Here is a 21149-nt window from a genome sequence, read left to right on the forward strand (position 1 = left end):
CGGCTCTGGTCAACCCACTGCCTGCGCGCACGCTACGGTGGACCGGCCGAACTCTCTTCGGCGTCAACCCGCGCGCGAGCGAGCCGCAGGGGCGGCTGAAGCGCCCCGAAGGCGACGAGCCATCAGTACGACCGAGGTGGGGGCACAGCAACGCCATGGCACAGGGCACGGTCCAGGTGACGCACACCGGCACATCGCGGTGGCGCCGCCGCACGGGTGAGTACGCATCGCTCGCCGCCGCCCTGGAGGCAGCGGCCGACGGCGACGTCCTCACCGTCGCGCCAGGCACCTACCGGGAGAACCTCGTGGTGCAGCGGGCGGTGACCCTGCGCGGCCCTGAGGGCTCCCCCGGCTCCGTCCGCATCGCGCCCGTGGACGGTGTGCCGTTGACCGTGCGTGCCTCCGCGGTCGTACAGGACCTGCATGTGGAGGGCCAGGACGCGGCCGCGCCCGCGCTGCTCGTCGAGGAAGGCGCACCCGAGCTGTCGGATGTGCGGATCGTCACGCGGTCCGCGGCAGGCATCGAGGTACGCGGCGGCGCCCGGCCGACGGTGCGGCGCTGCACCGTCGACAACCCGGCCGGCATCGGCATCGCCGTACTCGACGGCGGGGGCGGGGTGTTCGAGGAGTGCGAGGTCGTCTCGGCCGGCCAGTCCGGGGTCGCGGTACGCGGGGGTGCCCACCCGCGCCTGGAGCGCTGCCGCGTCCACCACACGTCGGGCGCGGGCCTGACGGCGACCGGGGAGAACTCGGCGCTGGAGGCCGTGGGCTGCGAGGTGTACGAGGTCCGGGGCAGCGGCGTGCAGGTCAGCGGCCGGGCCACGGCACATCTCACCGACTGCGATGTGCACCGCACCACCGCCGACGGGGTCACCCTCGACACGGACGCCGTGCTGACTCTGGCCGACTGCCGCATCCATGACATCCCGGAGAACGCGGTCGACCTGCGCTCGCGCTCCGTGCTGACGCTGACCCGCACGACGGTGCGTCAGTTCGGCCGCAACGGCCTGTCGGTGTGGGACCCGGGCACCCGCGTGGACGCCAACCAGTGCGAGATCTTCGACAGCACCGGCGACTATCCCGCGGTGTGGGTCAGCGACGGCGCCACCGCGGTCCTCGACTCCTGCCGGGTGCACGACGTCCCGGACGCGCTGTTCGTCCTGGACCGCGGCTCCCGCGCGGACGTCGTCGACAGCGACATCTCCCAGGTGCGCAACACGGCCGTGTCGGTGAGTGACGGAGCCACCGCACAGCTCGACGACTGCCGTATCCGGGACGCGGCGACGGGCGCCTGGTTCCGCGACCACGGCAGCGGCGGCACCCTCAACGGCTGCACGCTGGACGGCATGCAGACCGGCGTGATCGTCACCAAGGGCGCCGACCCCACCATCGAGCGGTGCACGGTCGACTCCCCCGCGGAAGCCGGTTTCTATGTGTCGGCGGGCGGCCGTGGCAGCTTCCTGAACTGCCGGGTGACGGGCAGCGGTGGCTATGGCTTCCATGTGATCGACGGCTGCCGTACGACGCTGAAGAAGTGCCGTACGGAGCGGTGTGCGCGCGGCGGGTACGAGTTCGCCGACGGCGGGCCGGAGACGGCCGGTGCCGGTCCGGTCGTGGAGGACTGCAGCAGCGACGAGAGCGGGGGCTTCAGGCCGCCCGCGGCGCGGGAGACGGTGGTGCAGACGGTCAGTCAGTCGCCGGGCCTGCTGGGCGCGATCCCGGGGCAGCGCACCACCGAACAGGAGCCGCTCGTCGCCGCCACCCTGCCCGAGAAGCCGACGCGGACCTCGAAGGACGTCCTCGGTGAACTGGACGCGCTGGTCGGCCTGGAGAGCGTCAAGCGCGAAGTGCGGGCGCTGACCGACATGATCGAGGTGGGCCGGCGCCGCCAGCAGGCGGGCCTCAAGGCCGCATCCGTCAAGCGTCACTTGGTCTTCACCGGCTCCCCCGGCACCGGCAAGACGACGGTGGCCCGTCTGTACGGCGAGATCCTGGCCGCGCTCGGCGTGCTGGAGAAGGGCCATCTCGTCGAGGTGTCCCGCGTCGACCTGGTCGGCGAGCACATCGGCTCCACGGCGATCCGCACCCAGGAGGCCTTCGACAAGGCGCGCGGCGGCGTGCTGTTCATCGACGAGGCGTACGCGCTGTCACCGGAGGACTCGGGCCGGGACTTCGGCAAGGAGGCCATCGACACGCTGGTGAAGCTGATGGAGGACCACCGGGACGCGGTCGTGGTGATCGTCGCGGGCTACACGGCCGAGATGGAACGCTTCCTGTCCATCAACCCTGGCGTGGCCTCCCGCTTCTCGCGGACCATCACCTTCAGCGACTACAACCCCGAAGAACTCCTGCGCATCGTGGAGCAGCAGGCCGAGGAGCACGAGTACCGGCTGGCACCGGGCGCCTCGGAAGGCCTGCTGAAGTACTTCACCGCGATCCCCAAGGGCCCCGCGTTCGGCAACGGCCGTACCGCCCGCCAGACCTTCGAGGCGATGGTGGAGCGGCACGCGAGCCGGGTCGCGCAGTTCGAGGAGCCGAGCACGGACGATCTGACGCTGCTCTACGCCGAGGACCTGCCCGACTCGCCCTGACCCTCCCCCTTGCGGCGCGGTCCGGGCAGCTCCGGCCGCAGGCGGGCCAGCAGCCGCTCGCGTTCCTCCGCGAACGCCGGGTCGGCCTGGTAATCGGAGTGGCCGAGGATGGGGGCGGGCAGCGGATGCGTGGCCGTGCGGCCGTAGGCGAGGGGATCCTCCAGGGCGTCGCGGTCCACTTCGGGGCCGCAGTCGCCGGCGAGGCGCACCGGGCCGCCGATCGGGTCGGTGAGGCGGTAGAGGTTGCGCCAGCAGTCGACGTCGTGGTGCAGGGAGCTGAGGGCGGCCGGGCCGAAGTGGGCCGGGAACCAGCGGCCGTAGAGGCGCTCGAGCGGGGAGCCGTACGTCAGCAGGGCGACCCGCTTGCGTGCGGACGGGGTGAGCTGCCAGGCCGCCGCGGCGGCGAGCACGCTGCCCTGGGAGTGGCCGGAGATGACCAGGCGTCCGCCGGTGGCACGGGTCCAGGTCGCGATGCGCCAGGTCAGGTCGGGCACGGCCCGCTCGGCGTAGCAGGGCGGGGCGAAGGGGTGGGCGGCGCGCGGCCAGAAGGTGCCGACGTCCCACAGGATGCCGATGGTGCGCCGGGCGGAGGCGTCCTTGTAGGCGCGCCGGCCCCAGGTGACGAACAGTATGAAGCCGAGGCTGATCAGCCAGGAGCCCAGTGCCTGGGCCGTTTCGGCGGCGCCGTGGAGGAAGGGGTGCGTCGACCCGGTGGCCTTGCTCGGTACCTTGTCGGACACCATGGCGCCCACGAGTGCTCCGGCGCCCAGGAGCAGCGTCGTGGTTGAGATGACGGCCACGAGGAGCGGGGCGCGGTCGGTGAGCGTGGACATGGCGCGGGTGTTCGCGATACGGCGGGTGCGGGTGCGGTCCTGGGGGTCGTCCGGGTGGTCGGGGCGCACCGCACGCAGTTCGGCGCGGCACAGCCGCCAGGTCCGCCACGCCAGCGCGCCGCAGAGCACCAGCAGGACGACGAGCAGCGGCGGGATCACGGACGACTGCCAGGTCAGCAGAACCGGCGGACCGGGGATGGACGCGCGCGTGCCGTCCAGCCAGTCCGCCACCCGCTGCGAGAGGCCGCCGGACATCACGCCACCCAGTGCGCAGGCCAGCATCGCGACGGCGGGTCCACCGAAGCCGCGCATCGCGGCACGGGGGTCGGGATGAGTGCGGTACAGCAGGTGGGCGACCACGGCCAGGACGATGACGAGCAGGCCCTGGAGCAGGGCGATGCCGCCGAAGGTCGCGTCACCCGGCAGCCGGCCGTCCGACTCCCAGCCCTGGCGTTCCCACCCGGCGTACACCAGGGCGAGGACGAGCAGGACGAGCGCCGCGAGCGGCAGCCGTCGTACGAGGTGCTCGTCGAGTTCCTGGTCGAGGCGGTTCTCGCTGCGGCCCCGGCGGCAGATCACCCACAGGACGGCGATGGCGCCCGCGACGAGCGCCCCGACCAGGAGCCACCCCAGTGTGTCGAGCAGTGCGGGACCGCCGGGCCCGCGGTCGAAGCGGGCCGCCGACGTGCCGACGGCGGCGGCGACCGTCAGCAGGCCCGCCGCGGTGTGCGCGGCCCGCAGCCGGGCAACCAGGCGCCGCCCGTACCAGAAGCCGGGCCGGCCCAGGGCGGTGCGGCTGGTGTCCTCGTCGGGCTCGACGGTGCGGACGATCGGCTGCTGGGACTCGTACGCGCTCCAGGTGCGGCGGGAGAGGTACCACAGCAGGCCGGTGAGCGCGGTGGGCACCAGGGCGGCGAGCGCGAGCCGACGGCCCGGCAGGCTCCACCAGCCGCCGGCCGCCGGTGACAGGAAGCCCAGCCAGGAGTGCCGTTCGGCGCACGCGGACCTGCCCGCGCACTGCCATGCCGTCAGGTCGAGGGCGACCTCGCATGCGGCCGCGACGAGCAGCACCGTCAGCGTCAGTCCGGCGAGCCGCACCAGCAGCCCGTACAGCCGCACCGTGCGGTCGCGGCCACGCGCCCTGGGGCGCATCCAGTGGGCGAGGTTGACCACCATGAACGGCAGCAACAGCAGCCACAGGGCGCGTGCGCTGTTGCCGGAGGTGAGGTTGGACCAGACGTAGGCCTCGGGCACCGGTTCGTCGCGGTCGCGGGGGCTGGTCTCCGCGTCGGCGTCGTCGGCGCGCCGGAAGACGGCCGCCGTGTCGTCGCCGGTGATCCGCACCGTCCGCGGATCGTCCAGCATCTTCTCGGGCGTGGCGCCACCGACGCCGTGAACCAGCAGTTCCAGGGCGATGCCGGGTTCTCCGGGCTTCTGGGCGGGTCCGTCCGCCCCCTCGGACAAGACACGTTCCACTGTTCTCGCACTTCCCCCGTGACGCGCCGTCGGCTTCTGTCCGTGCGGGCGTAAGGATCTCCGCTCCGCAGAGGCCGCACACCTCTTGTCACCGAATCTCCCCGATCCGGGTGACAGAAGGACAACGGATGGGACACGAGTGACATGCGCGCGCCGGGACAGCCGGTGACACGCCGACGCCGAGCCGTGAAAGGATGGGTCGTCCGCGTCTCGGACCGGGGAGAATGTGCTTGCCGATGCGGAGCGTGTGCGGGGCGTGTCGGACGGCACTTGGACGAAAGGAACCGAAGCGTACGTGAGTGAGAATCAGAACCTCCTCGCGGAGCAGCGGCGCGCCCTGATCCTGGACGAGGTGCGGCGTCGCGGCGGCGTCCGGGTGAACGAGCTGACCCGCAAGCTCGGCGTGTCGGACATGACCGTGCGCCGTGATCTGGACGCGCTCGCGCGGCAGGGCGTGCTGGAGAAGGTGCACGGCGGCGCGGTCCCGGTGGTCGAGGCGAGCACGCACGAGCCGGGCTTCGAGGCCAAGTCGGGCCTGGAGCTGACGGCCAAGGAGGACATCGCGCGGACCGCGGCACAACTGGTGACGCCGGGCAGCGCGATCGCCCTGTCGGGCGGGACGACGACGTACGCGCTGGCGCACCATCTGCTCGACGTGCCGGACCTGACGGTGGTCACCAACTCGGTGCGGGTGGCCGATGTCTTCCATGCCGCGCAGCGCACCTCGGGCCCGCGGCAGGGCGCGGCGACGGTCGTGCTGACCGGAGGGGTGCGCACGCCGTCGGACTCGCTCGTGGGCCCGGTGGCCGACCAGGCGATCGCGGCGCTCCACTTCGACGTGCTGTTCCTCGGGGTGCACGGGATATCGGTGGAGGCCGGCCTGTCGACGCCGAACCTCGCGGAGGCCGAGACCAACCGGCGGCTCGTGCAGTCGGCGCGGCGGGTCGTGGTGGTCGCGGACCACACCAAGTGGGGGACGGTGGGCCTGAGTTCGTTCGCCGCGCTGGAGCAGGTCGACACGCTGGTGACGGACGCCGGACTGCCCGCGGAGGCACGCGATGAGGTGGCGGAGCATCTGCGCCGGCTGGTGGTGGCGGGCGAGCCCGAGGAGGGCGTGGAGAGCTGACGGGCGTCGCCCCTTGGCGAGGCAGACACCTGACGATACGTCAGCTATGGTGAGGCTGCCCGGTCAACGCCCGCCTCGCTGATGGAGGTTGTCGTCCATGGCTCGCCGTCTGCGCCCGGTGGGGCTCGACTTCGTCGGCTCCGCGCCGGTACGTCTCGTCTTCGCGCGGGAGATCTCCGCGCCGCCCGAGGCGGTCTTCGCCGCGCTCGCCGAGGATGTGCCGGGCTGGGTGGACTGGTTCTCGGCGGTGACGCTGGCCAGGCCCACCGGGGACGGCGCCGGGCGCGAGATCCGGCTCAGGGGCGGCACCCGGTTCCAGGAGACGATCATCGCCGCGAAGGGGCCGGAGGTGTACGCCTATCGCGTCGACGAGACCAACGCGCCGGGGGCTCGTGCGCTGGTCGAGGAGTGGCGGCTGAAGCCGGCCGGGACGGGCACGCGCGTGCAGTGGACGTTCGCCGCCGACGGGACTGCTCTGTTCCGCATGGTGCTGAGGCTCGCCCGCACGGGCCTGGGCCGGGCGTTCCGGGACGCGGTCACGGCGCTGGACCGGCGGCTGGCGGTGCGCTGACTGACGACGGCGCCGGCCGGCTGGACGGCGCGCCGGCTCAGGACGGCCAGATCCCCGTCTCCAGCAGCGACTCGATGGCCGCCGTGTACGGCGCGATGTCCAGGCCCTGCTCTACCAGCCATACGTCCGAGTAGTACTTGTCGAGATAGCGGTCGCCCGGGTCGCACAGCAGCGTCACCACGCTCCCCCGCCGCCCCTCGGCCACCATCTCGGCGACGATCTTCAGCGCGCTCCACAGCCCGGTGCCGGTCGAGCCGCCCGCCTTGCGGCCGATGGCCTGCTCCAGGGCACGGACGGCCGCCACGCTCGCCGCGTCGGGCACCTTCATCATCCGGTCGATGGCGCCGGGCACGAAGCTCGGTTCGACACGCGGACGGCCGATGCCCTCGATACGGGAGCCGCGGTCACAGGTGACGTACGGATCGCCGGTGGTCCAGCCCTCGAAGAAGCACGAGTTCTCCGGGTCGGCGACACAGATGCGGGTGTCGTACTGCATGTAGTGCACATAGCGCGCGAGGGTCGCGGAGGTACCGCCGGTGCCGGCCGTGGCGACGATCCACGCGGGCTCCGGGAACCGCTCCAGCTGGAGCTGGCGGAAGATCGATTCGGCGATGTTGTTGTTGCCGCGCCAGTCCGTGGCCCGTTCGGCGTAGGTGAACTGGTCCATGTAGTGGCCGCCGGTCTCCACCGCGAGGCGCGCGGACTCCTCGTACATCTTGCGCGAGTCGTCCACGAAGTGGCACTGCCCGCCGTGGAACTCGATGAGGCGGCACTTCTCGGCGCTGGTCGTGCGCGGCATGACGGCGATGAAGGGCACGCCGATGAGCCCCGCGAAGTACGCCTCGGAGACGGCCGTGGAACCGCTGGACGCCTCGATCACCGGACGGCCCGGCCGGATCCAGCCGTTGCACAGGCCGTAGAGGAACAGCGAGCGGGCGAGCCGGTGCTTGAGGCTGCCGGTCGGGTGGGTGGACTCGTCCTTGAGATACAGGTCGATGCCCCACTTCTCCGGCAGCGGGAAGCGGAGCAGGTGCGTGTCGGCCGAGCGGTTGGCGTCGGCCTGGACCTTGCGGACGGCCTCTTTCAGCCAGCCGCGGTAGGCGGCATCACTGTGGTCGACGTCGAGGGTCACGCCGGTCGGGGTCTGTTCGGAGGTCTTCACGGCGCTGCTCCTCAGGGGTGTCGTCCACGGCGGTTCGCGCGGCCGTCGCACCGATCATAAGCAGGTTCTGCACGCTTCTCACCTGCATAAACGCAGCTTTGAGCACCTCAAAGGCCACGCTGGGGGTGGCACGGGGGGCGCATACGCGCAAGTGCCGCGGGCGCCCATGCCGACCGTGACGTGCGCACTGGTGCTCCGCGTCGGGTGCGGGCAGACTGCACCGGACGGGAGGCGGGCCCGGGCAGGACACCGGTCCGGAACGGGACTCGAGCCCCGTACGAGGACGCACACTGGATCGACGCACACTGGATCACGAAACGAGCCGGCCACTGCCCATGTGGGATCGCGGCCGGCACCGACGCGCACGAGGGGGCGGGACGGCATGGCGGAGCCGGAGTTCACGGCCACGGGCGTGCGGATCGGGAAGCGGCTGCGCTCGCTCACCCGGGCCGGACAGGTCCGGATCAGCGGCGGCAGGCTGGAACTGCTCACCAGTTACGGCAGCGAGATCGACAGCGCGCCGGTCCAGGCGGTGCGCGCGTCCCGGCCCTGGTTCGCCGCGGAGGACCGGGCACTGGCGGACCTCAACGGCAAGCGGTACCTGCTGACCCTCGGCGACCACGACCCCGCGCCGGGCGAGCCGGGTCCGCCCGCGGCACGCCGGTTCATCGAAGCGGTGCGCAGGGCTGCGGGGCGTAATCGCTGAGCTACGAAGAGTTGCGGTACGGCGTCCCTTGCGTCACGCTGGTCTCACGTCACTCTGGGTTTACCGGCGATAACGCTGCGAACCAGCCCGCCGGCCATGACAGCAGGCGGCAGTTTCACGCACGCATCCTGCTGGATCCGTACGTTCGTGTTCTTCCCACCTCACGTCGGGGAGTCGCAGCCGTGATCAGTCACCCAAGCAGACACTGCACGGTGGAGCTCCAAGCCCTGCCGTCGCGGATCGGACAGGTCCGCAGAATCGTATCGGCACAGTTGCGCTACTGGCATCTGGACACTCTGATCGACCGGGCCGCGCTCGGTGTGACCGAGTTGCTGACCAACGTCCACCAGCATGCGCAGCCCGACAAGATGTGCACCGTGGAGATAGAGCTGCTGCTCGACCGGCTCATGGTCTCGGTGCACGACCACGACCCGCGGCTTCCCGAGGTCGGCGACGCCGACACGCTCGCGACCTGTGGGCGCGGGCTGGCGATGGTGGCCGCCGTCAGCGAGAGCTGGGGGGTCAGGCCGGACGGGCAGTCGGGCAAGGTCGTGTGGTTCACGCTGCCGACGCCTGCGAGGGCGAGGGCGGAGGCGGGGGCGGCTTGTCCGCCGCGGCGGGTGGTGCGGGAGACGGCGGGGGCCGCTTTGGGGGAGGTTGAGCGGGTGGTTGATGCGGGGGTTTGAGGGGGGTGGGGAATTGCTTGGGCGCCGGGAAGGGCTCTATGCCGTTGTAGGGACGGCGATCTGGCTGTGGCCGTCGCGCTGTGTTGGATGGCTCGGTCGCCTTCGGGGGCGCTTGATGCCGGTGTCGAGACGGCGATCGTGCTCAGCGCTTCGCGCCTCCGCGCGTTCGCCGTCTCGACACCGGCGCGCCCCCTACGGCTCCCTCGCGGCCGACGCGTCGGACCAGTGCACGTTGGTGGGCCCTCGCCGTCAGTCGAGGCGAGGGCCCACTGGGCGTGACGTGAGCCCTTGTCGTTACTCGGTGGCGATTGCCCTCAGTACGTCCAGGCGGGCTGCTCGGCGTGCCGGGCGTAGGCCGGCCAGGGCTCCGGCTGCGAGGCCTACCAGAGCTACTACCGCCAGTTGCAGTGGGGGCAGTGCGAAGGCGAAGGCGCTGTCGCTTGCGCCGTCGGAGGCCTTGACCAGGACCCAGCCCAGGAAGGCGCCGAGGGTGAGGCCGCCGACTGTGCCGAAGGCGGCGACGAGGATCGACTCCCAGCGGACCATGGCACGCAGCTGGGGGCGGGTCTGGCCGACGGCACGGAGGAGGCCCAGTTCGCGGGTGCGTTCGTGGATCGCCAGGGTGAGGGTGTTGGCTATGCCCAGGAGTGCGATGAGGACGGCGAGGGCGAGCAGGGCGTAGATGAGGGTGAGCATCATGTCGATGCCGCCTGCCGCGGACTGCGCGTACTCGTCGCGGGTCTGGACTTCCGGGCTGCCGTACTGGTCGGCCACCTTCTGCACCGCGGCCTTGCCCGCGTCCGTGCTCACGCCGTCCTTGAAGGAGACGGCGAGCAAGGTGTCGGCGTCCTGGGTGCGGTGCGGGGACCAGGCGGCGCGGGTGATGACGTAGTCGCCTGCGATTTCGGACTGGCCGTAGACCGCGCGGACGGTGAAGGTCTCCTTCTTGCCGTCGGTGAAGGTGAGTTGCGTCTTGTCGCCGGTCGTGAGGTGCTGCTTGCCGGCCTCGCTGCGGGTGAGGGCGATGCCGTCGGTGCCGAGGTCGCGCAGGGAACCGTCGACCTTGCCGAGGTCGAAGGTGCGCTCCAGGGCGATCGGGTCGGTGACGGTCAACGCCCGTCCCTTACCGTCCACTTCGGCGACGCCGCGGCCGAGTCCTACGGCCGTGTCGACCTCGGGGAGGTCCTGGACGGCTCCGGCGAGACGGGGGCTCAGTCCGCTGCCGCCCGCCCCGAAGGACGGGGTGCTCACGGCGATGTCGCCGGCGAAGGACCGTGACACGGTCTGGTCCATGGTCGCCTTCAGGGAGGCGCCGAACACCGTGAACAGCGAGACCACCGCCACGCCGATCATCAGGGCACTGGCGGTCGCGGCCGTCCGCTTGGGGCTGCGCAGGGCGTTGCGCCGGGCGAGGCCGCCGGTGACGCCGCGGAGACGGTCGAGCGGTCCGCCGAGGATGCGTACGGCCGTGGAGGAGGCGACCGGGCCGAGGACCACGAAGGAGACCAGGGCCAGGACGGCGCCGGTGGCGGCCAGCCAGATGGACGGGGTCATCAGGACGCCGGTGAGCGTCACCGCGACGGCCAGGGCGGCGAGGCCCGAGCCGAGGACGGCGCGGAGGCGGGAGGCGCCCGAGTGGTCGACGGAGGTCTCGCGCAGCGCGGCCAGCGGTGCCGTGTGGCCGGCGCGTACCGCGGGCAGCAGGGCGGAGCCGAGGCAGACCACAATGCCCACCGCGAGCGGCAGCAGCATGGACAGCACGCTGATGACCAAGTCGCCCTCGGGGAACGGGAATCCGATCGCCGGGAACAGTGCCTGCAGTGCGGCCGCGATGCCGATTCCGCCCGCCAGTCCCGCCAGCGAGGCGGTCACGGCCACCACGGTCGCCTCGACCAGGGTCGACGCGGTCACCTGGCGGCGGGAGGCGCCGAGTGCGCGCAACAGGGCGTTTTCGCGGGTGCGTTGGGCCACGACGATCGCGAAGGTGTTGTGGATGGAGAAGGTGGCGACGAGCAGGGCGATGCCGGAGAACACCAGGAGGAGGCTGGTGAAGATGGACAGGAACTGGCTGGAGATCATCTCCGTGTTCTCCTCGGCCGACTCCTGACCGGTGATGGCCTCGACTCCGCCCGGCAGTACGGGAGTCAGTCTGTCCACCAGTTCTTGCTCGCTCACGCCGGGGCCTGCTCGCACCAGGATGCTCGACGCCTCACCTGGCCTGGCTGTCAGGTACTTCTCTGCGTCTGCGCGCGTCATGCCGGTGTAGGTCACCTGCGCCATGCCGTCCTCGCCGCCGAAGGTCGCGAGGCCGACGATCGTCACCTGTACGGGGTCGGGTGTGCGCAGGACCGTCGTGTCGCCGATCTTCAGGTCGCCGCGCTCGGCGGCGCCGCGGTTGACGACGACCTCGCCGGACTTCTCCGGGGCGCGGCCTTCGGCGAGTTCGTACGAGTTGAGGTCGGGGTCGGTGATCCAGTTCCCGGCGAGGGTGGGCGGGCCCGCGCCTCCGACGGGGTCGCCGTCCTTGCCGACCAGCTGGCCGGCGCCCTGGATGTCGGGCACGGCCGCCGCCACGCCCGGGACCTGCTCGACGCTGTCCACCAGGTCGGCGGCGACCGGCTCTCGCACGCCCTCGCTCTCGCCGGGTGTGGTGATCGCGTCGGCGCTGCGGACTACAGCGTCGGTTCCGCTCGTCGCGTTGCCGAACATGGTGTCGAAGCTGGCGCGCAGCGTGTCGCCCATGACGAGCGTCCCGGCCAGGAAGGCCACGCCGAGGAACACCGCGAGGAACGTACCGGCGAAGCGGCGCTTGTGGGAGCGCAGGGAGGACACGCTCAGACGTACTGAGGCGTTCATGAGGGCACCTCGAAGGCTTTCAATCGGTCCAGGATCTTGTCGGCGGTCGGCGATTCCATACGGTCGACCAGGCGTCCGTCGGCGAGGAAGACGACCTCGTCGGCGTGGGCGGCGGCGGCCGGATCGTGGGTGACCATGACGACCGTGCGGCCTATCTGCCGTACGGCGCGGCCGAGCAGGCCGAGGACTTCCTCGCCGGAGCGGGAGTCGAGGTTGCCGGTCGGTTCGTCGGCGAAGACGACGTCCGGTTGTCCGGCGAACGCCCGGGCCACGGCGACACGTTGCTGCTGGCCGCCGGAGAGTTCGGAGGGCCGGTGGTGCAGCCGGTCGCGCAGGCCGACGACGTCGATCAGCGCGTCGATCCACTCCGGGTCGCCCTTGGTGCCCGCCAGGTCCAGCGGCAGCGTGATGTTCTCGGCCACGGTGAGCGTCGGCACCAGGTTGAACGCCTGGAACACGAAGCCCACGCGGTCGCGGCGCAGGAGGGTGAGGCGGCGGTCGTCGAGGGAGCCCAGCTCGGTGTCGCCGATGAAGGCGGCTCCCGAGGTGAGGGTGTCGAGGCCGGCCGCGCAGTGCATCAGGGTGGACTTGCCGGACCCCGAGGGGCCCATGATCGCGGTGAAGCGGCCGGCCGGGAAGCCGACGCTCACGCCGTCCAGGGCGCGCACGGCGGTGTCGCCACCGCCGTACACCTTCACCGCGTCGACGACTCGTGCGGCCGTGCGCACGTCGGTCGTGACCGTCATGCCGCACCGCCCTTGCCCGCGTGGCGGCCGAACTGCTCGTCCAGGACGGAGAGCCGGCGCCAGTACTCGTCCTCGTCGATCTCGCCGGAGGCGAAGCGCCGGCCGAGCATGGCGATCGGCGAGTCGCCGGACGGGCGGTGGTCGTCCATCGGACGCCACGGTCCACGACGGCCGCGCCGGACGGTGCGGCGCAGGAGCGTGATGGCGCCGACGACGACGGCCGCCCAGATCAGCGGGAAGAAGAGGATCCACGGGCCGGGTCCGCCGTCCCAGTTCGCCAGGGTCTGCATTTCGGTTCATCTCCCTAGAGGGGTCTTCCGGTGATGTCTCGAGACTGGCTCCGGGGAGGGGTCCGGGTCGTCGTACGGCCAGCGGCAGTGCGTGTACCTCCCCGGGAGTACGGCGGCTCTCTCGTGCTGCTCCACAGGACCTCGACTTCTGTAACTACTAGTATGTACAGTGAGTGCATGAGCACCCCGGAGCGACTGATCGAGTCCACCCGTGAGCTGCTGTGGGAGCGCGGTTATGTGGGCACCAGCCCCAAGGCGATCCTGGAGCGCGCGGGCGCCGGACAGGGCAGCATGTACCACCACTTCAAGGGGAAGCCGGACCTCGCGCTGGCCGCGATCCGGCGGACGGCCGAGGAGATGCGGGCTACCGCCGAGGGAGTACTCGGCGGGCCGGGGACTCCGTACGAGCGGATCGAGGCGTATCTGCGGCGCGAGCGCGATGTGCTGCGCGGCTGTCCGATCGGCCGGCTGACGATGGATCCGGACATCATGGCCGAGGCCGAGCTGCGCGCGCCGGTCGACGAGACGCTCGACTGGCTGCGCGAGCGGATCGCCGGGATCGTCGAAGAGGGCCAGGAACACGGCCAGTTCGCGCCCTCGCTGAACGGCGAGGAGATCGCGGCGGCCGTCGTCGCGACCGTTCAGGGCGGTTACGTCCTGGCCCGCGCGTCCGGGTCGCCCGCCGCGTTCGACGCGGGCGTACGAGGGCTGTTGTCGCTGCTCGCGCGCGACGAGACCTGCTGAGGAGACGTCGATGCACGCGATGCAGTACGAGTTCACCCTGCCCGCCGACTACGACCTGGGCGTCATCCGCTCCCGGGTCGCCCGCGTCGGGCATCTGCTCGACGACTGGGAGGGCCTCGGCATCAAGGCCTACCTGATGCGCGAGCGCGGGGTGCATGGTTCGCCGGTCAACCAGTACGGGCCGTTCTACCTGTGGAACACCCTGCGGGGCATGAACAGCTTCCTGTGGGGTGGTGCCTTCCAGGGGCCGGTCGACGACTTCGGCCGGCCGCGGGTCCACCAATGGACCGGGCTCGCATACGAGGAGGGCGGCGCCGCCGACTCCCCCGCCGTGTCCGCTGTGCGGCGGCGCCGGCCGGTGCCGGACGGTGTGGAGTTGGCCGCGTTCATGGCGGACGCGGTGGGCGAGACCGAGCGGCTGGCCGCTCAGGACGGTGCGGTCCTGGCGGCGGCCGTCGTCGACACGCGCGCGTGGGAGCTCGTCCACTTCTCGCTCTGGGGGCACGACACGCCGAAGGCCGAGGGGGAGGTCTACGAGGTGCTGCATCTGTCGGCTCCGGGAAGGGGCGAGTTGCAGCGGGGGCGGCAGTGGTGACCGCGGTTCGTACGGTTCTCGGGGATGTGCGGCCGGAGGAGCTTGGGGTCGTCGACGCGCACGATCACCTGTTTCTCCGCAGTCCGCGACTGCCCGGCCAGGAGCTGAACGACGCCTCGGCGGCGCGGGCCGAGTTGGAGGCGTTCCGCGCGGTCGGTGGATCGGCCGTCGTGCAGTGGACGCCGTACGGCATGGGGCGGCGGGCCGCCGATCTGCCCTCGCTCTCCCGGGAGTCGGGGGTGCATGTCGTCGCCGCGACCGGGCTGCACCAGGCCGTCCACTACGACGACAGGATGCTCGCCGAGCTGCGCGGCAGACTCGCCGACGTCTTCTTCACCGAACTGACGGAAGGCATCGGGACGTCGGGCGTGCGCGCCGGGTTCATCAAGGTCGCGGGCGGGTTTCACGCGCTGGATGCGCACGCCCGCTGGGCGATGGGCGCGGCGGCCGAGGCGCATCACGCGACCGGTGCGGCCATCGCCGTGCATCTGGAGCTGGGCACGGGTGCGCTCGACGTACTGGACCTGCTGTGCGGCGAGTTGGCGGTACCGCCGGAGCGGGTCGTTCTCGGCCATCTCAACCGCTCCCCCGACCTCGTCGTGCACCGCGAGGCCGCGTCCGCCGGCTGCTACCTCGCCTTCGACGGGCCGTCACGCGCCAACCACACCACGGACTGGCGCATGCCGGACGCCGTACGGGCTCTCGCCGACGCCGGCTTCGGCGACCGCATCCTCCTCGGCGGCGACACGACGACGGCCGCCGCCCGCTCGGTCAACGGCGGCCCCGGCATGCCGTATCTGCTGCGCCGCGTGCGAACGCGGCTCGAAGTCGCGCTGGGCGCCGAGCTGGTGGGTCGGATCCTGACGGACAATCCGGCCCGCGCCTTCGCCCGGCCGGCATCGAAGGAGCACCGCTGACATGCCCCTCGTCCGCATCGACGCCCTCGGCGCCGACCCCGACCGCCTCGACGCGCTCGGCCGCGCCGTGCACGACGCCCTCGTGGAGACCATCGGCATCCCGTCCGACGACCGCTTCCAGATCCTGGTCGGCCATGACGGCACCACGAGCACGCTGCGCTACGGCGACTACTTCGGCGTCCACCGCGACGACGGCATCGTCTATGTCGCCATCACGCTGCGCGCCGGACGCACACCCGCGCAGAAGCAGTCGCTGTACCAGCGGATCGCCGAACTCGCCCACGACTACGCGGGCACCGAGCCGCGGAACGTGTTCGTCACCCTGACCGAGAACGCGTCGATCGACTGGTCGCTGGGGCACGGGGTGGCGCAGTACGCCGTACAGGACTAGGCCACGGCGATGTCCACGGACGGCCGGAGCTTCGCCGCCGCGGCCAGGGCCTCGTGGACGGGGTGGGTGTCGAAGGCCGTCAACAGGGCTGTGTCCGCCAGGTGTTGGGCGGCGGGGTAGGCGATCTGCTCGTATGCGGCCTGGAAGCGTGGGCCCCAGCGGCGGGCGCCGAGGCGGGCCGTGCGGGAGCAGTTGTCGACCATGTGGGCGACGTCCCGGGCGTGCATGTACGGGAGCAGCGAGTCGACGGCCTCGATGACCGACTCGTTGACGATCTCCGACCAGGGGTGGCCGCGCTCGGCGAACTCATCGATCTGCGCGGTCATGGTGGCGACGAAGACGCCGGCGGTGAACGGGTCCACGGGCAGGTCGCGTTCGGCCCGCCGGGACCGCACCCGCTCCCCCGCCGCCCACATCGGCGAGCCGCCGATCTCGCTCATCGGGCGGGCGCCGAGCCGCCGTTCGGCCAGGATCACGCTGCGCAGCTCGGTGCCGTCGGCGACCTCGTCGTAGATCTCCGCGACGATCTCACGGGCCGGTCGGTACGTCGCCGAGTACGCGCGGTCGAAAGCATCCCGTCCGGTCGCGTCCAGCCCCTCGCGCACCGCGCGCAATCCGGCGCGGGAAATCGTGCGGGCGATCGGGCCGGTGACGTTCTCGCAGGACCGTTCGTACGCCGTCACCTCGTCGTCCCCGGCGAGGCGGCAGCGGGTGTACAGGCTCTCGACGATGCCGTGGACGGCCCCGAGGAGGACGGCGCGTTCGCCGACGATGTCGGAGAGGTACTCGCTGTCCAGCGTGGTGCGAAAGGTGTACGGCGAGCCGAGCGCCACGGACCAGCCGAGCGCGAGGTCCGTGGCCCGGCCGTCGGGGTCGGCGTGCACGGCGAAACTGCTGTTGATCCCGGCACCGTTGGTCTCCGCGCCCTGCTGGTACAGGCGCCGCACGGAGTCGCCCATGCCCTTGGGGCACACGGCGATCACCGGGTGTCCGGGCGGGAAGTCGCCGCCGGTCTCGCGGAGATGGCCGAGCAGAAAGCCGTGCGAGAGGCCGATCGCGGCGCCCGGCTGCAACGCGCTGAAGATCTCCGGGTGATGGGCGGCGAGCGCGGCGTCCGCGATCAGTAGGATCACCAGATCGCTGTCGGCGGTCACCGCGAGCCAGTCGCCGAGCGTGCCGCTGTCCTCGGTGAAGCCGTGAGCGCGGGCGTCGGCGGCCGAGCGGGAGCCGGGGCGCAGTCCGACGGCGACCCGGATGTCCGTCCCGGCCAGCGAGTCCCTCAGGTTGAGGGCCTGGGCGCGACCCTGCGGGCCCCAGCCGATGACGCCGATGCGCCGCACGCCCGCGAAGGCCTGCGGCAGCAGCGGGAAGAGGTGCCGGCCGCCGCGCAGGACGGTCTCCGTGCCGCCGGGGACGTCCATGTTTTCGAGCGGGAAGACGCGGGAGGTGTGCGTGGTCGAGGTCATGGTGGAGTTTGTAGGCTCACGACGAATGTTGCGGCAAGCGCAACTTGTGCAGCGCGGTGTTGCGTGCAGCGAAAGGGCCAGGTGGCGGGGTGCGGGACGACCATCGGGAGCTGCGGCTCTTCCTGCATCTGGCGCAGACGCTGAACTTCGGCCGGACGAGCCTCGACTGCCATGTCAGTCCGGCGACGCTGACGCGGACCGTGCAGCGGCTGGAGGCCGATCTCGGGCACCGGCTGTTCGACCGGGGGCCGCGCGGGGTGGCGCTGACGGCGCAGGGGCAGCGGTTCCGTGAATACGCCGTCCAGGCACTGGAGTTGTGGCGCTCCTACCGGGAGGAGCATCCCGATCCGGCCGAACTGACCGGCCACCTGGCCGTGTTCGCCACGGTGACCGCCTGCCAGGCGCTGCTGCCCGACCTGCTGGCTCCGTTCCGCACGGCCCACCCCCAGGTGCGGCTCGATCTGCGGACCGGCGACGCGGCTGCCGCGCTGGCCCGTCTCGACGAGGGCGAGGTGGACGTGGCCGTCGCGGGGATCCCGGCCAGGCTGCCGGAGCCGCTGGTGAGCCGGACGGTCGCGGTGACCGAGCTGGTCCTGGTCACCGCGCGGGAGCGACCGGCCCCGGGGCTCGACGGGCCCTTCGTCCTGCCCCACCGCGGTCTGGTCCGCGAGGCCGCCGACCGCTGGTTCCGCGCCCGTGGGACGACACCCGACGTGGCCTGTGAACCGGACGGTCACGAGGGGCTGCTGACGCTGGTCGCCCTGGGCTGCGGCACGGGCGTGGTCCCGCGCCTCGTACTGGAACACAGTGCGGTGCGCGAGCGGCTGTCGGTGCTGCCCGCGGATCCGCCGCCGGAGCCGTTCCCGATCGGGTTGTGCGTGCGGCGGGCGGATCTGCGGCGGCCGTTGGTGGCGGCCTTGTGGAGCCTGACGGGCTGAGCTGTGGTCCGGCGGCCTACCAGGGCATGGGCCCGTCGATGTCGACGTAGCCGCCGGTCCGGCCGTCGGGGCCCGTCTGTGCCATGCGGACGATGATCTCGGCGCCTTCCTCGACGGTCTGGGTGCCGGCGTGCCCGTTGAGGTCCGTCGCGGTGAAGCCGGGCTCCACGGCGTTGATCCGCATCTCCGGGAACGCCTTCGCGTACTGCACGGTGATCATGTTGACCGTGGCCTTGGACGCCGGGTAGGCGACGCCCTGGTAGTGGTATGCCGGATCGGCCGGGTCGGCCACCCTGGTCAACGAGGCCAGGCCACTGCTGACGTTGACCACGACGGGGGCGGCGGAGCGCTGGAGCAGCGGCAGGAAGGCGTGGGTGACGCGGACGACGCCGAAGACGTTCGTCTCGAACACAGTGCGCAGCGTGTCGGCGGTGAGCTCCGCGGCGCCGGGCACGCTGTTGTCCTCGCCCCGCTGTTCGATGCCGGCGTTGTTGACCAGGACGTCGAGCCCGCCGTCGGCCTCGATGGTCTTCGCGGCTGCCTGGACGGAGGCGTCGTCGGTGACGTCGAGCTGGATGAACCGGGCGCCGAGCTGTTCGGCGGCGCGGCGACCGCGCTCGGCGTCGCGGGCACCGACGTAGACGGTGTGGCCTGCGGCGAGGAGTCGGCGGGCGGTCTCGAAGCCGAGGCCCTTGTTGGCTCCGGTGATCAGTGTCGTTGTCATGGCTCCACGTTCCGACGAGGCCAGGTGGACAGCCAGATGACGCTTCTTCCTGGGACTCCCAGTACCAGGCAACCGCTCGGCCGACGCGGTTGACTGGGGGCATGACGACGACGGAACTGGGGCGGGCGCTGCGCCGCTGGCGAGACCGGGTCGCTCCGGAGAGCGCCGGACTGCCCACCGGTGGTCAGCGGCGCGCGGCCGGGCTGCGTCGCGAGGAACTGGCCCTGCTGGCGGGGATCTCGGTCGACTACGTCACCCGCCTCGAACAAGGGCGGGCGGCCAACCCCTCCGGACAGATCGTCGAAGCCCTGGCCCGGGCGCTGCGGCTGACGGGGGACGAGCGGACGTACCTGTTCCGGCTGGCCCGGCTGGTGCCGCCGGGTCCCGAAACCGTGCCCGCGTACATCACGCCGAGCGTGCAGCGGCTGCTGGACCGGCTGGTGGACACCCCTGTCGGCGTCTCCGACGCGGCCATGACGCTGCTGGTGACCAACCCGATGTATGCCGCGCTGATGGGCGATCCCTCCGGCCGGCGTGGCTTCGAACGCAACGGGGTGTGGCGCAACTTCCTCGGCGCTCCCACCCGGGTCCGGCACACCCCGGACGAGCGGCGCGCGTTCGAGATCGGCATGGTCGCCGAACTGCGGGCAACGGCCAGTCGGTATCCCGCCGACCGGCAACTGCGGCGCCTGATCGCGGAGTTGCGTGCGGGCAGCGAGCGGTTCGCCGAGCTGTGGGACGCGGGTGTCGTCGGCCGACTCGAGGCCTCGCGCAAGACGATCGAGCATCCTCAGGTGGGCCTGCTGACTCTGGACTGCGATCTGCTCCGGGTCGAGGGCAATGATCTGCACATCCTCGTGTACTCGGCCGAACCGGGCACCGAGGCCGCCGAGAAGCTGGAGCTGCTCTCCGTCCTCGGCACCCAGTCACTCGCGGGCTGAGCGCTCCGCGGGAAGTGCCGCGATTGGCCGTCTGGCGTCCGCGGGACCAGTGTGGCTGGTCGCGCCCACGCGGCGGAGCCGCATGTTCAAAACAGCCCCGCGCCCCTTCGGGGCGCTGCCGAACCGCAGCCGACTCAACCGGAGCCGCTCAGGGCCCCCAGCGGATCGTCCAGCACCGGCTGCCACGCCAGCTCCGCCGCACCGACCAGGCTGTTGTGGTCGAGCGTGCACGCCAGGATCGGCACGCTGCCGCTCTGCCCCCACAGACTGCGGTCGGCGACGACGGCACGCAGCCGCTCCGGGTCGGCTTCGAGCAGGGTGCGGTGCAGTCCGCCGAGGATGATCCGGTCCGGGTTGAGGATGTTCACCAGGCCCGCGAGGCCGAGGCCGAGCCGGTCGATCAGCTCCTCGGTCGCCGTACGGACGGAGAGGTCGTCGTACTGGTTGCGGATCAGGTCGTTGGACTGCTGCACCAGCGACACCTCGGGGCCGGGTTCGCGTCCCGCCACGGTGAGGAAGGCCAGCGGGTCGGCCTCGACGTCGAGACAGCCGCGGCTGCCGCAGTGGCAGGGGCGGCCCTCCGGGTTGACGGTGAGGTGGCCGACCTCCAGGGCCAGGCCAGAACTGCCGGTGTGCAGACGGCCGTCGAGGACGAGTGCGCCTCCGACGCCCCGGTGCCCGGTGGCCACGCACAGCAGATCCCGGGCGCCGCGTCCCGCGCCGTGCCGGTGTTCGGCGAGCGCGGCGAGGTTGACGTCGTTGCCCGCGAACGCCGGTCCTGTGATCTGGGCGGCGCGTACGCACTCCGCGAAGATCCGGCGGACGGGCGCGCCCACGGGCCAGGCCAGGTGCAGCGGGTTCAGGGCCAGACCGTCCGGTTCGGCGACCGCGGACGGCACGGCGAGCCCGGCGCCCACGCAGCGTCGCCCGGTCGTGCGCAGCAGGTCGGCGCCCGCCTCCACCACGGATACGAGGACCTTCGCGGGGTCGGCGTCGACGGTCTCGCAGCCCGGCGCGGTGGCGACGATCCGGCCGCCGAGCCCGACCAGTGCCGCCCGGAACCCGTCGGCGTGCACCTGTGCGGCGAGGACGACCGGCCCGTCCTCGGCGACGGACAGCCGGTGCGAAGGCCGCCCCTGCGAACCGGCCGCGGCGCCGGGCCGGGCGTCGACCCGGATCAGCCCCAGCGCTTCCAGCTCGGCGGCCACCGCGCCCGCCGTCGCCCGTGTCACCCCCAGCTCCGCGGTGAGCACGGCCCGGGTCGGCGCCCGCCCGGTGTGCACGAGCTCCAGCGCGGGCCCGAGCGCACCCCGCCCCCGGTCCAACCGCGTCCTCGAGGTGGTCCCTTCCCCCGCCGGCCGGGGGTCCGCCTTCCCGCTCATGACGGCGA

General features: G+C 72.0%; 19 protein-coding genes. 11 read left to right on the forward strand and 8 right to left on the reverse strand.

Features of this window, described 5'->3' with window-relative positions; all coding sequences use genetic code 11:
- Positions 1–155: 155 nt before the first annotated feature.
- Complete coding sequence (locus tag QQY66_RS04080) at positions 156–2591, forward strand: right-handed parallel beta-helix repeat-containing protein (RefSeq protein ID WP_301977640.1); 2436 nt, start codon at positions 156–158, stop codon at positions 2589–2591.
- On the opposite strand, the gene QQY66_RS04085 is transcribed toward QQY66_RS04080, so the two are convergent.
- Positions 2561–4888, reverse strand: a complete 2328-nt coding sequence (locus tag QQY66_RS04085) for a hypothetical protein (protein WP_301977641.1) — start codon at positions 4886–4888, stop codon at positions 2561–2563. The genes QQY66_RS04080 and QQY66_RS04085 overlap by 31 nt on opposite strands.
- Before the next feature lie 307 nt (positions 4889–5195).
- Between QQY66_RS04085 and QQY66_RS04090 the strand changes: the two genes are divergently transcribed.
- Both QQY66_RS04090 and QQY66_RS04095 read left to right on the forward strand, forming a co-directional pair.
- Positions 5196–6026, forward strand: coding sequence for a DeoR/GlpR family DNA-binding transcription regulator (locus QQY66_RS04090; protein WP_301977642.1), 831 nt, complete (start codon positions 5196–5198; stop codon positions 6024–6026).
- Between the two features lie 97 nt (positions 6027–6123).
- Complete coding sequence (locus tag QQY66_RS04095; RefSeq protein WP_301977643.1) at positions 6124–6597, forward strand: SRPBCC family protein; 474 nt, start codon at positions 6124–6126, stop codon at positions 6595–6597.
- Positions 6598–6634: 37 nt separating this feature from the next.
- On the opposite strand, the gene QQY66_RS04100 is transcribed toward QQY66_RS04095, so the two are convergent.
- Positions 6635–7759, reverse strand: coding sequence for a PLP-dependent cysteine synthase family protein (locus QQY66_RS04100; RefSeq protein WP_301977644.1), 1125 nt, complete (start codon positions 7757–7759; stop codon positions 6635–6637).
- 382 nt (positions 7760–8141) lie between these two features.
- Between QQY66_RS04100 and QQY66_RS04105 the strand changes: the two genes are divergently transcribed.
- The gene (locus QQY66_RS04105) at positions 8142–8465 is read left to right on the forward strand and encodes a hypothetical protein (RefSeq protein ID WP_301977645.1); all 324 of its coding nucleotides are present in this window, start codon (positions 8142–8144) and stop codon (positions 8463–8465) included.
- A gap of 182 nt (positions 8466–8647) precedes the next feature.
- Positions 8648–9151 (forward strand): ATP-binding protein, encoded by a 504-nt coding sequence (locus QQY66_RS04110; protein WP_301977646.1) that lies wholly within the window; start codon positions 8648–8650, stop codon positions 9149–9151.
- 294 nt (positions 9152–9445) lie between these two features.
- Here QQY66_RS04110 and QQY66_RS04115 read toward each other — a convergent pair whose 3' ends face one another.
- Genes QQY66_RS04115 through QQY66_RS04125 form a run of 3 tightly spaced genes read right to left on the reverse strand, consistent with a single transcriptional unit; the run spans position 9446 to position 13043 of the window.
- Complete coding sequence (locus QQY66_RS04115; protein ID WP_301977647.1) at positions 9446–12007, reverse strand: ABC transporter permease; 2562 nt, start codon at positions 12005–12007, stop codon at positions 9446–9448.
- Positions 12004–12753, reverse strand: coding sequence for an ABC transporter ATP-binding protein (locus QQY66_RS04120; protein ID WP_301977648.1), 750 nt, complete (start codon positions 12751–12753; stop codon positions 12004–12006). The genes QQY66_RS04115 and QQY66_RS04120 overlap by 4 nt, the downstream gene beginning before the upstream one ends.
- Complete coding sequence (locus tag QQY66_RS04125; protein ID WP_301977649.1) at positions 12750–13043, reverse strand: SHOCT domain-containing protein; 294 nt, start codon at positions 13041–13043, stop codon at positions 12750–12752. The genes QQY66_RS04120 and QQY66_RS04125 overlap by 4 nt, the downstream gene beginning before the upstream one ends.
- Before the next feature lie 162 nt (positions 13044–13205).
- On the opposite strand from QQY66_RS04125, the gene QQY66_RS04130 reads away from it, so the two are divergent.
- The 4 genes from QQY66_RS04130 to QQY66_RS04145 are packed head-to-tail and all read left to right on the forward strand — an operon-like array spanning position 13206 to position 15690.
- Positions 13206–13787 (forward strand): TetR/AcrR family transcriptional regulator, encoded by a 582-nt coding sequence (locus QQY66_RS04130; protein ID WP_301977650.1) that lies wholly within the window; start codon positions 13206–13208, stop codon positions 13785–13787.
- 10 nt (positions 13788–13797) lie between these two features.
- Positions 13798–14382 carry a DUF4865 family protein gene (locus QQY66_RS04135; protein WP_301977651.1) on the forward strand — a complete coding sequence of 195 codons (585 nt, stop codon included), beginning with the start codon at positions 13798–13800 and terminating at the stop codon, positions 14380–14382.
- Complete coding sequence (locus QQY66_RS04140) at positions 14379–15299, forward strand: phosphotriesterase (RefSeq protein ID WP_301977652.1); 921 nt, start codon at positions 14379–14381, stop codon at positions 15297–15299. Before QQY66_RS04135 ends, QQY66_RS04140 begins: the two co-directional genes overlap by 4 nt.
- A gap of 1 nt (position 15300) precedes the next feature.
- Positions 15301–15690: a tautomerase family protein gene (locus QQY66_RS04145; protein ID WP_301977653.1), complete on the forward strand. Its 390-nt coding sequence runs from the start codon at positions 15301–15303 to the stop codon at positions 15688–15690.
- Here the strand turns inward: QQY66_RS04145 and QQY66_RS04150 are convergent.
- Positions 15687–17156, reverse strand: a complete 1470-nt coding sequence (locus tag QQY66_RS04150) for a ketol-acid reductoisomerase (RefSeq protein ID WP_301977654.1) — start codon at positions 17154–17156, stop codon at positions 15687–15689. The two genes, QQY66_RS04145 and QQY66_RS04150, sit on opposite strands and share 4 nt — an antisense overlap.
- An 89-nt stretch (positions 17157–17245) precedes the next feature.
- On the opposite strand from QQY66_RS04150, the gene ilvY reads away from it, so the two are divergent.
- A complete protein-coding gene (gene ilvY / locus QQY66_RS04155) occupies positions 17246–18094 on the forward strand; it encodes an HTH-type transcriptional activator IlvY (protein ID WP_301977655.1) in 849 nt (282 codons plus the stop codon).
- A gap of 16 nt (positions 18095–18110) precedes the next feature.
- Here the strand turns inward: ilvY and QQY66_RS04160 are convergent, their stop codons facing one another.
- Positions 18111–18818, reverse strand: a complete 708-nt coding sequence (locus QQY66_RS04160) for an SDR family oxidoreductase (RefSeq protein ID WP_301977656.1) — start codon at positions 18816–18818, stop codon at positions 18111–18113.
- A 101-nt stretch (positions 18819–18919) separates the two neighbouring features.
- Between QQY66_RS04160 and QQY66_RS04165 the strand changes: the two genes are divergently transcribed.
- Positions 18920–19759: a helix-turn-helix transcriptional regulator gene (locus QQY66_RS04165; protein WP_301977658.1), complete on the forward strand. Its 840-nt coding sequence runs from the start codon at positions 18920–18922 to the stop codon at positions 19757–19759.
- Positions 19760–19893: 134 nt separating this feature from the next.
- Here QQY66_RS04165 and QQY66_RS04170 read toward each other — a convergent pair whose 3' ends face one another.
- Positions 19894–21141, reverse strand: a complete 1248-nt coding sequence (locus QQY66_RS04170) for an ROK family protein (protein WP_301977659.1) — start codon at positions 21139–21141, stop codon at positions 19894–19896.
- Between the last annotated feature and the right edge of the window lie 8 nt (positions 21142–21149).

It is taken from the genome of Streptomyces sp. DG2A-72 (assembly GCF_030499575.1).
In the GTDB taxonomy this organism is placed as follows: domain Bacteria; phylum Actinomycetota; class Actinomycetes; order Streptomycetales; family Streptomycetaceae; genus Streptomyces.

Bases quoted from the DNA above. Each gene is read 5' to 3' on its own strand.
- QQY66_RS04080 (WP_301977640.1), top strand. From the start codon at position 156: ATGGCACAGGGCACGGTCCAGGTGACGCACACCGGCACATCGCGGTGG.
- QQY66_RS04095 (WP_301977643.1), top strand. From the start codon at position 6,124: ATGGCTCGCCGTCTGCGCCCGGTGGGGCTCGACTTCGTCGGCTCCGCG.
- QQY66_RS04105 (WP_301977645.1), top strand. From the start codon at position 8,142: ATGGCGGAGCCGGAGTTCACGGCCACGGGCGTGCGGATCGGGAAGCGG.
- QQY66_RS04115 (WP_301977647.1), bottom strand. From the start codon at position 12,007: ATGAACGCCTCAGTACGTCTGAGCGTGTCCTCCCTGCGCTCCCACAAG.
- QQY66_RS04120 (WP_301977648.1), bottom strand. From the start codon at position 12,753: ATGACGGTCACGACCGACGTGCGCACGGCCGCACGAGTCGTCGACGCG.
- QQY66_RS04125 (WP_301977649.1), bottom strand. From the start codon at position 13,043: ATGCAGACCCTGGCGAACTGGGACGGCGGACCCGGCCCGTGGATCCTC.
- QQY66_RS04130 (WP_301977650.1), top strand. From the start codon at position 13,206: ATGTACAGTGAGTGCATGAGCACCCCGGAGCGACTGATCGAGTCCACC.
- QQY66_RS04135 (WP_301977651.1), top strand. From the start codon at position 13,798: ATGCACGCGATGCAGTACGAGTTCACCCTGCCCGCCGACTACGACCTG.
- QQY66_RS04145 (WP_301977653.1), top strand. From the start codon at position 15,301: ATGCCCCTCGTCCGCATCGACGCCCTCGGCGCCGACCCCGACCGCCTC.
- QQY66_RS04150 (WP_301977654.1), bottom strand. From the start codon at position 17,156: ATGACCTCGACCACGCACACCTCCCGCGTCTTCCCGCTCGAAAACATG.
- QQY66_RS04160 (WP_301977656.1), bottom strand. From the start codon at position 18,818: ATGACAACGACACTGATCACCGGAGCCAACAAGGGCCTCGGCTTCGAG.
- QQY66_RS04165 (WP_301977658.1), top strand. From the start codon at position 18,920: ATGACGACGACGGAACTGGGGCGGGCGCTGCGCCGCTGGCGAGACCGG.
- QQY66_RS04170 (WP_301977659.1), bottom strand. From the start codon at position 21,141: ATGAGCGGGAAGGCGGACCCCCGGCCGGCGGGGGAAGGGACCACCTCG.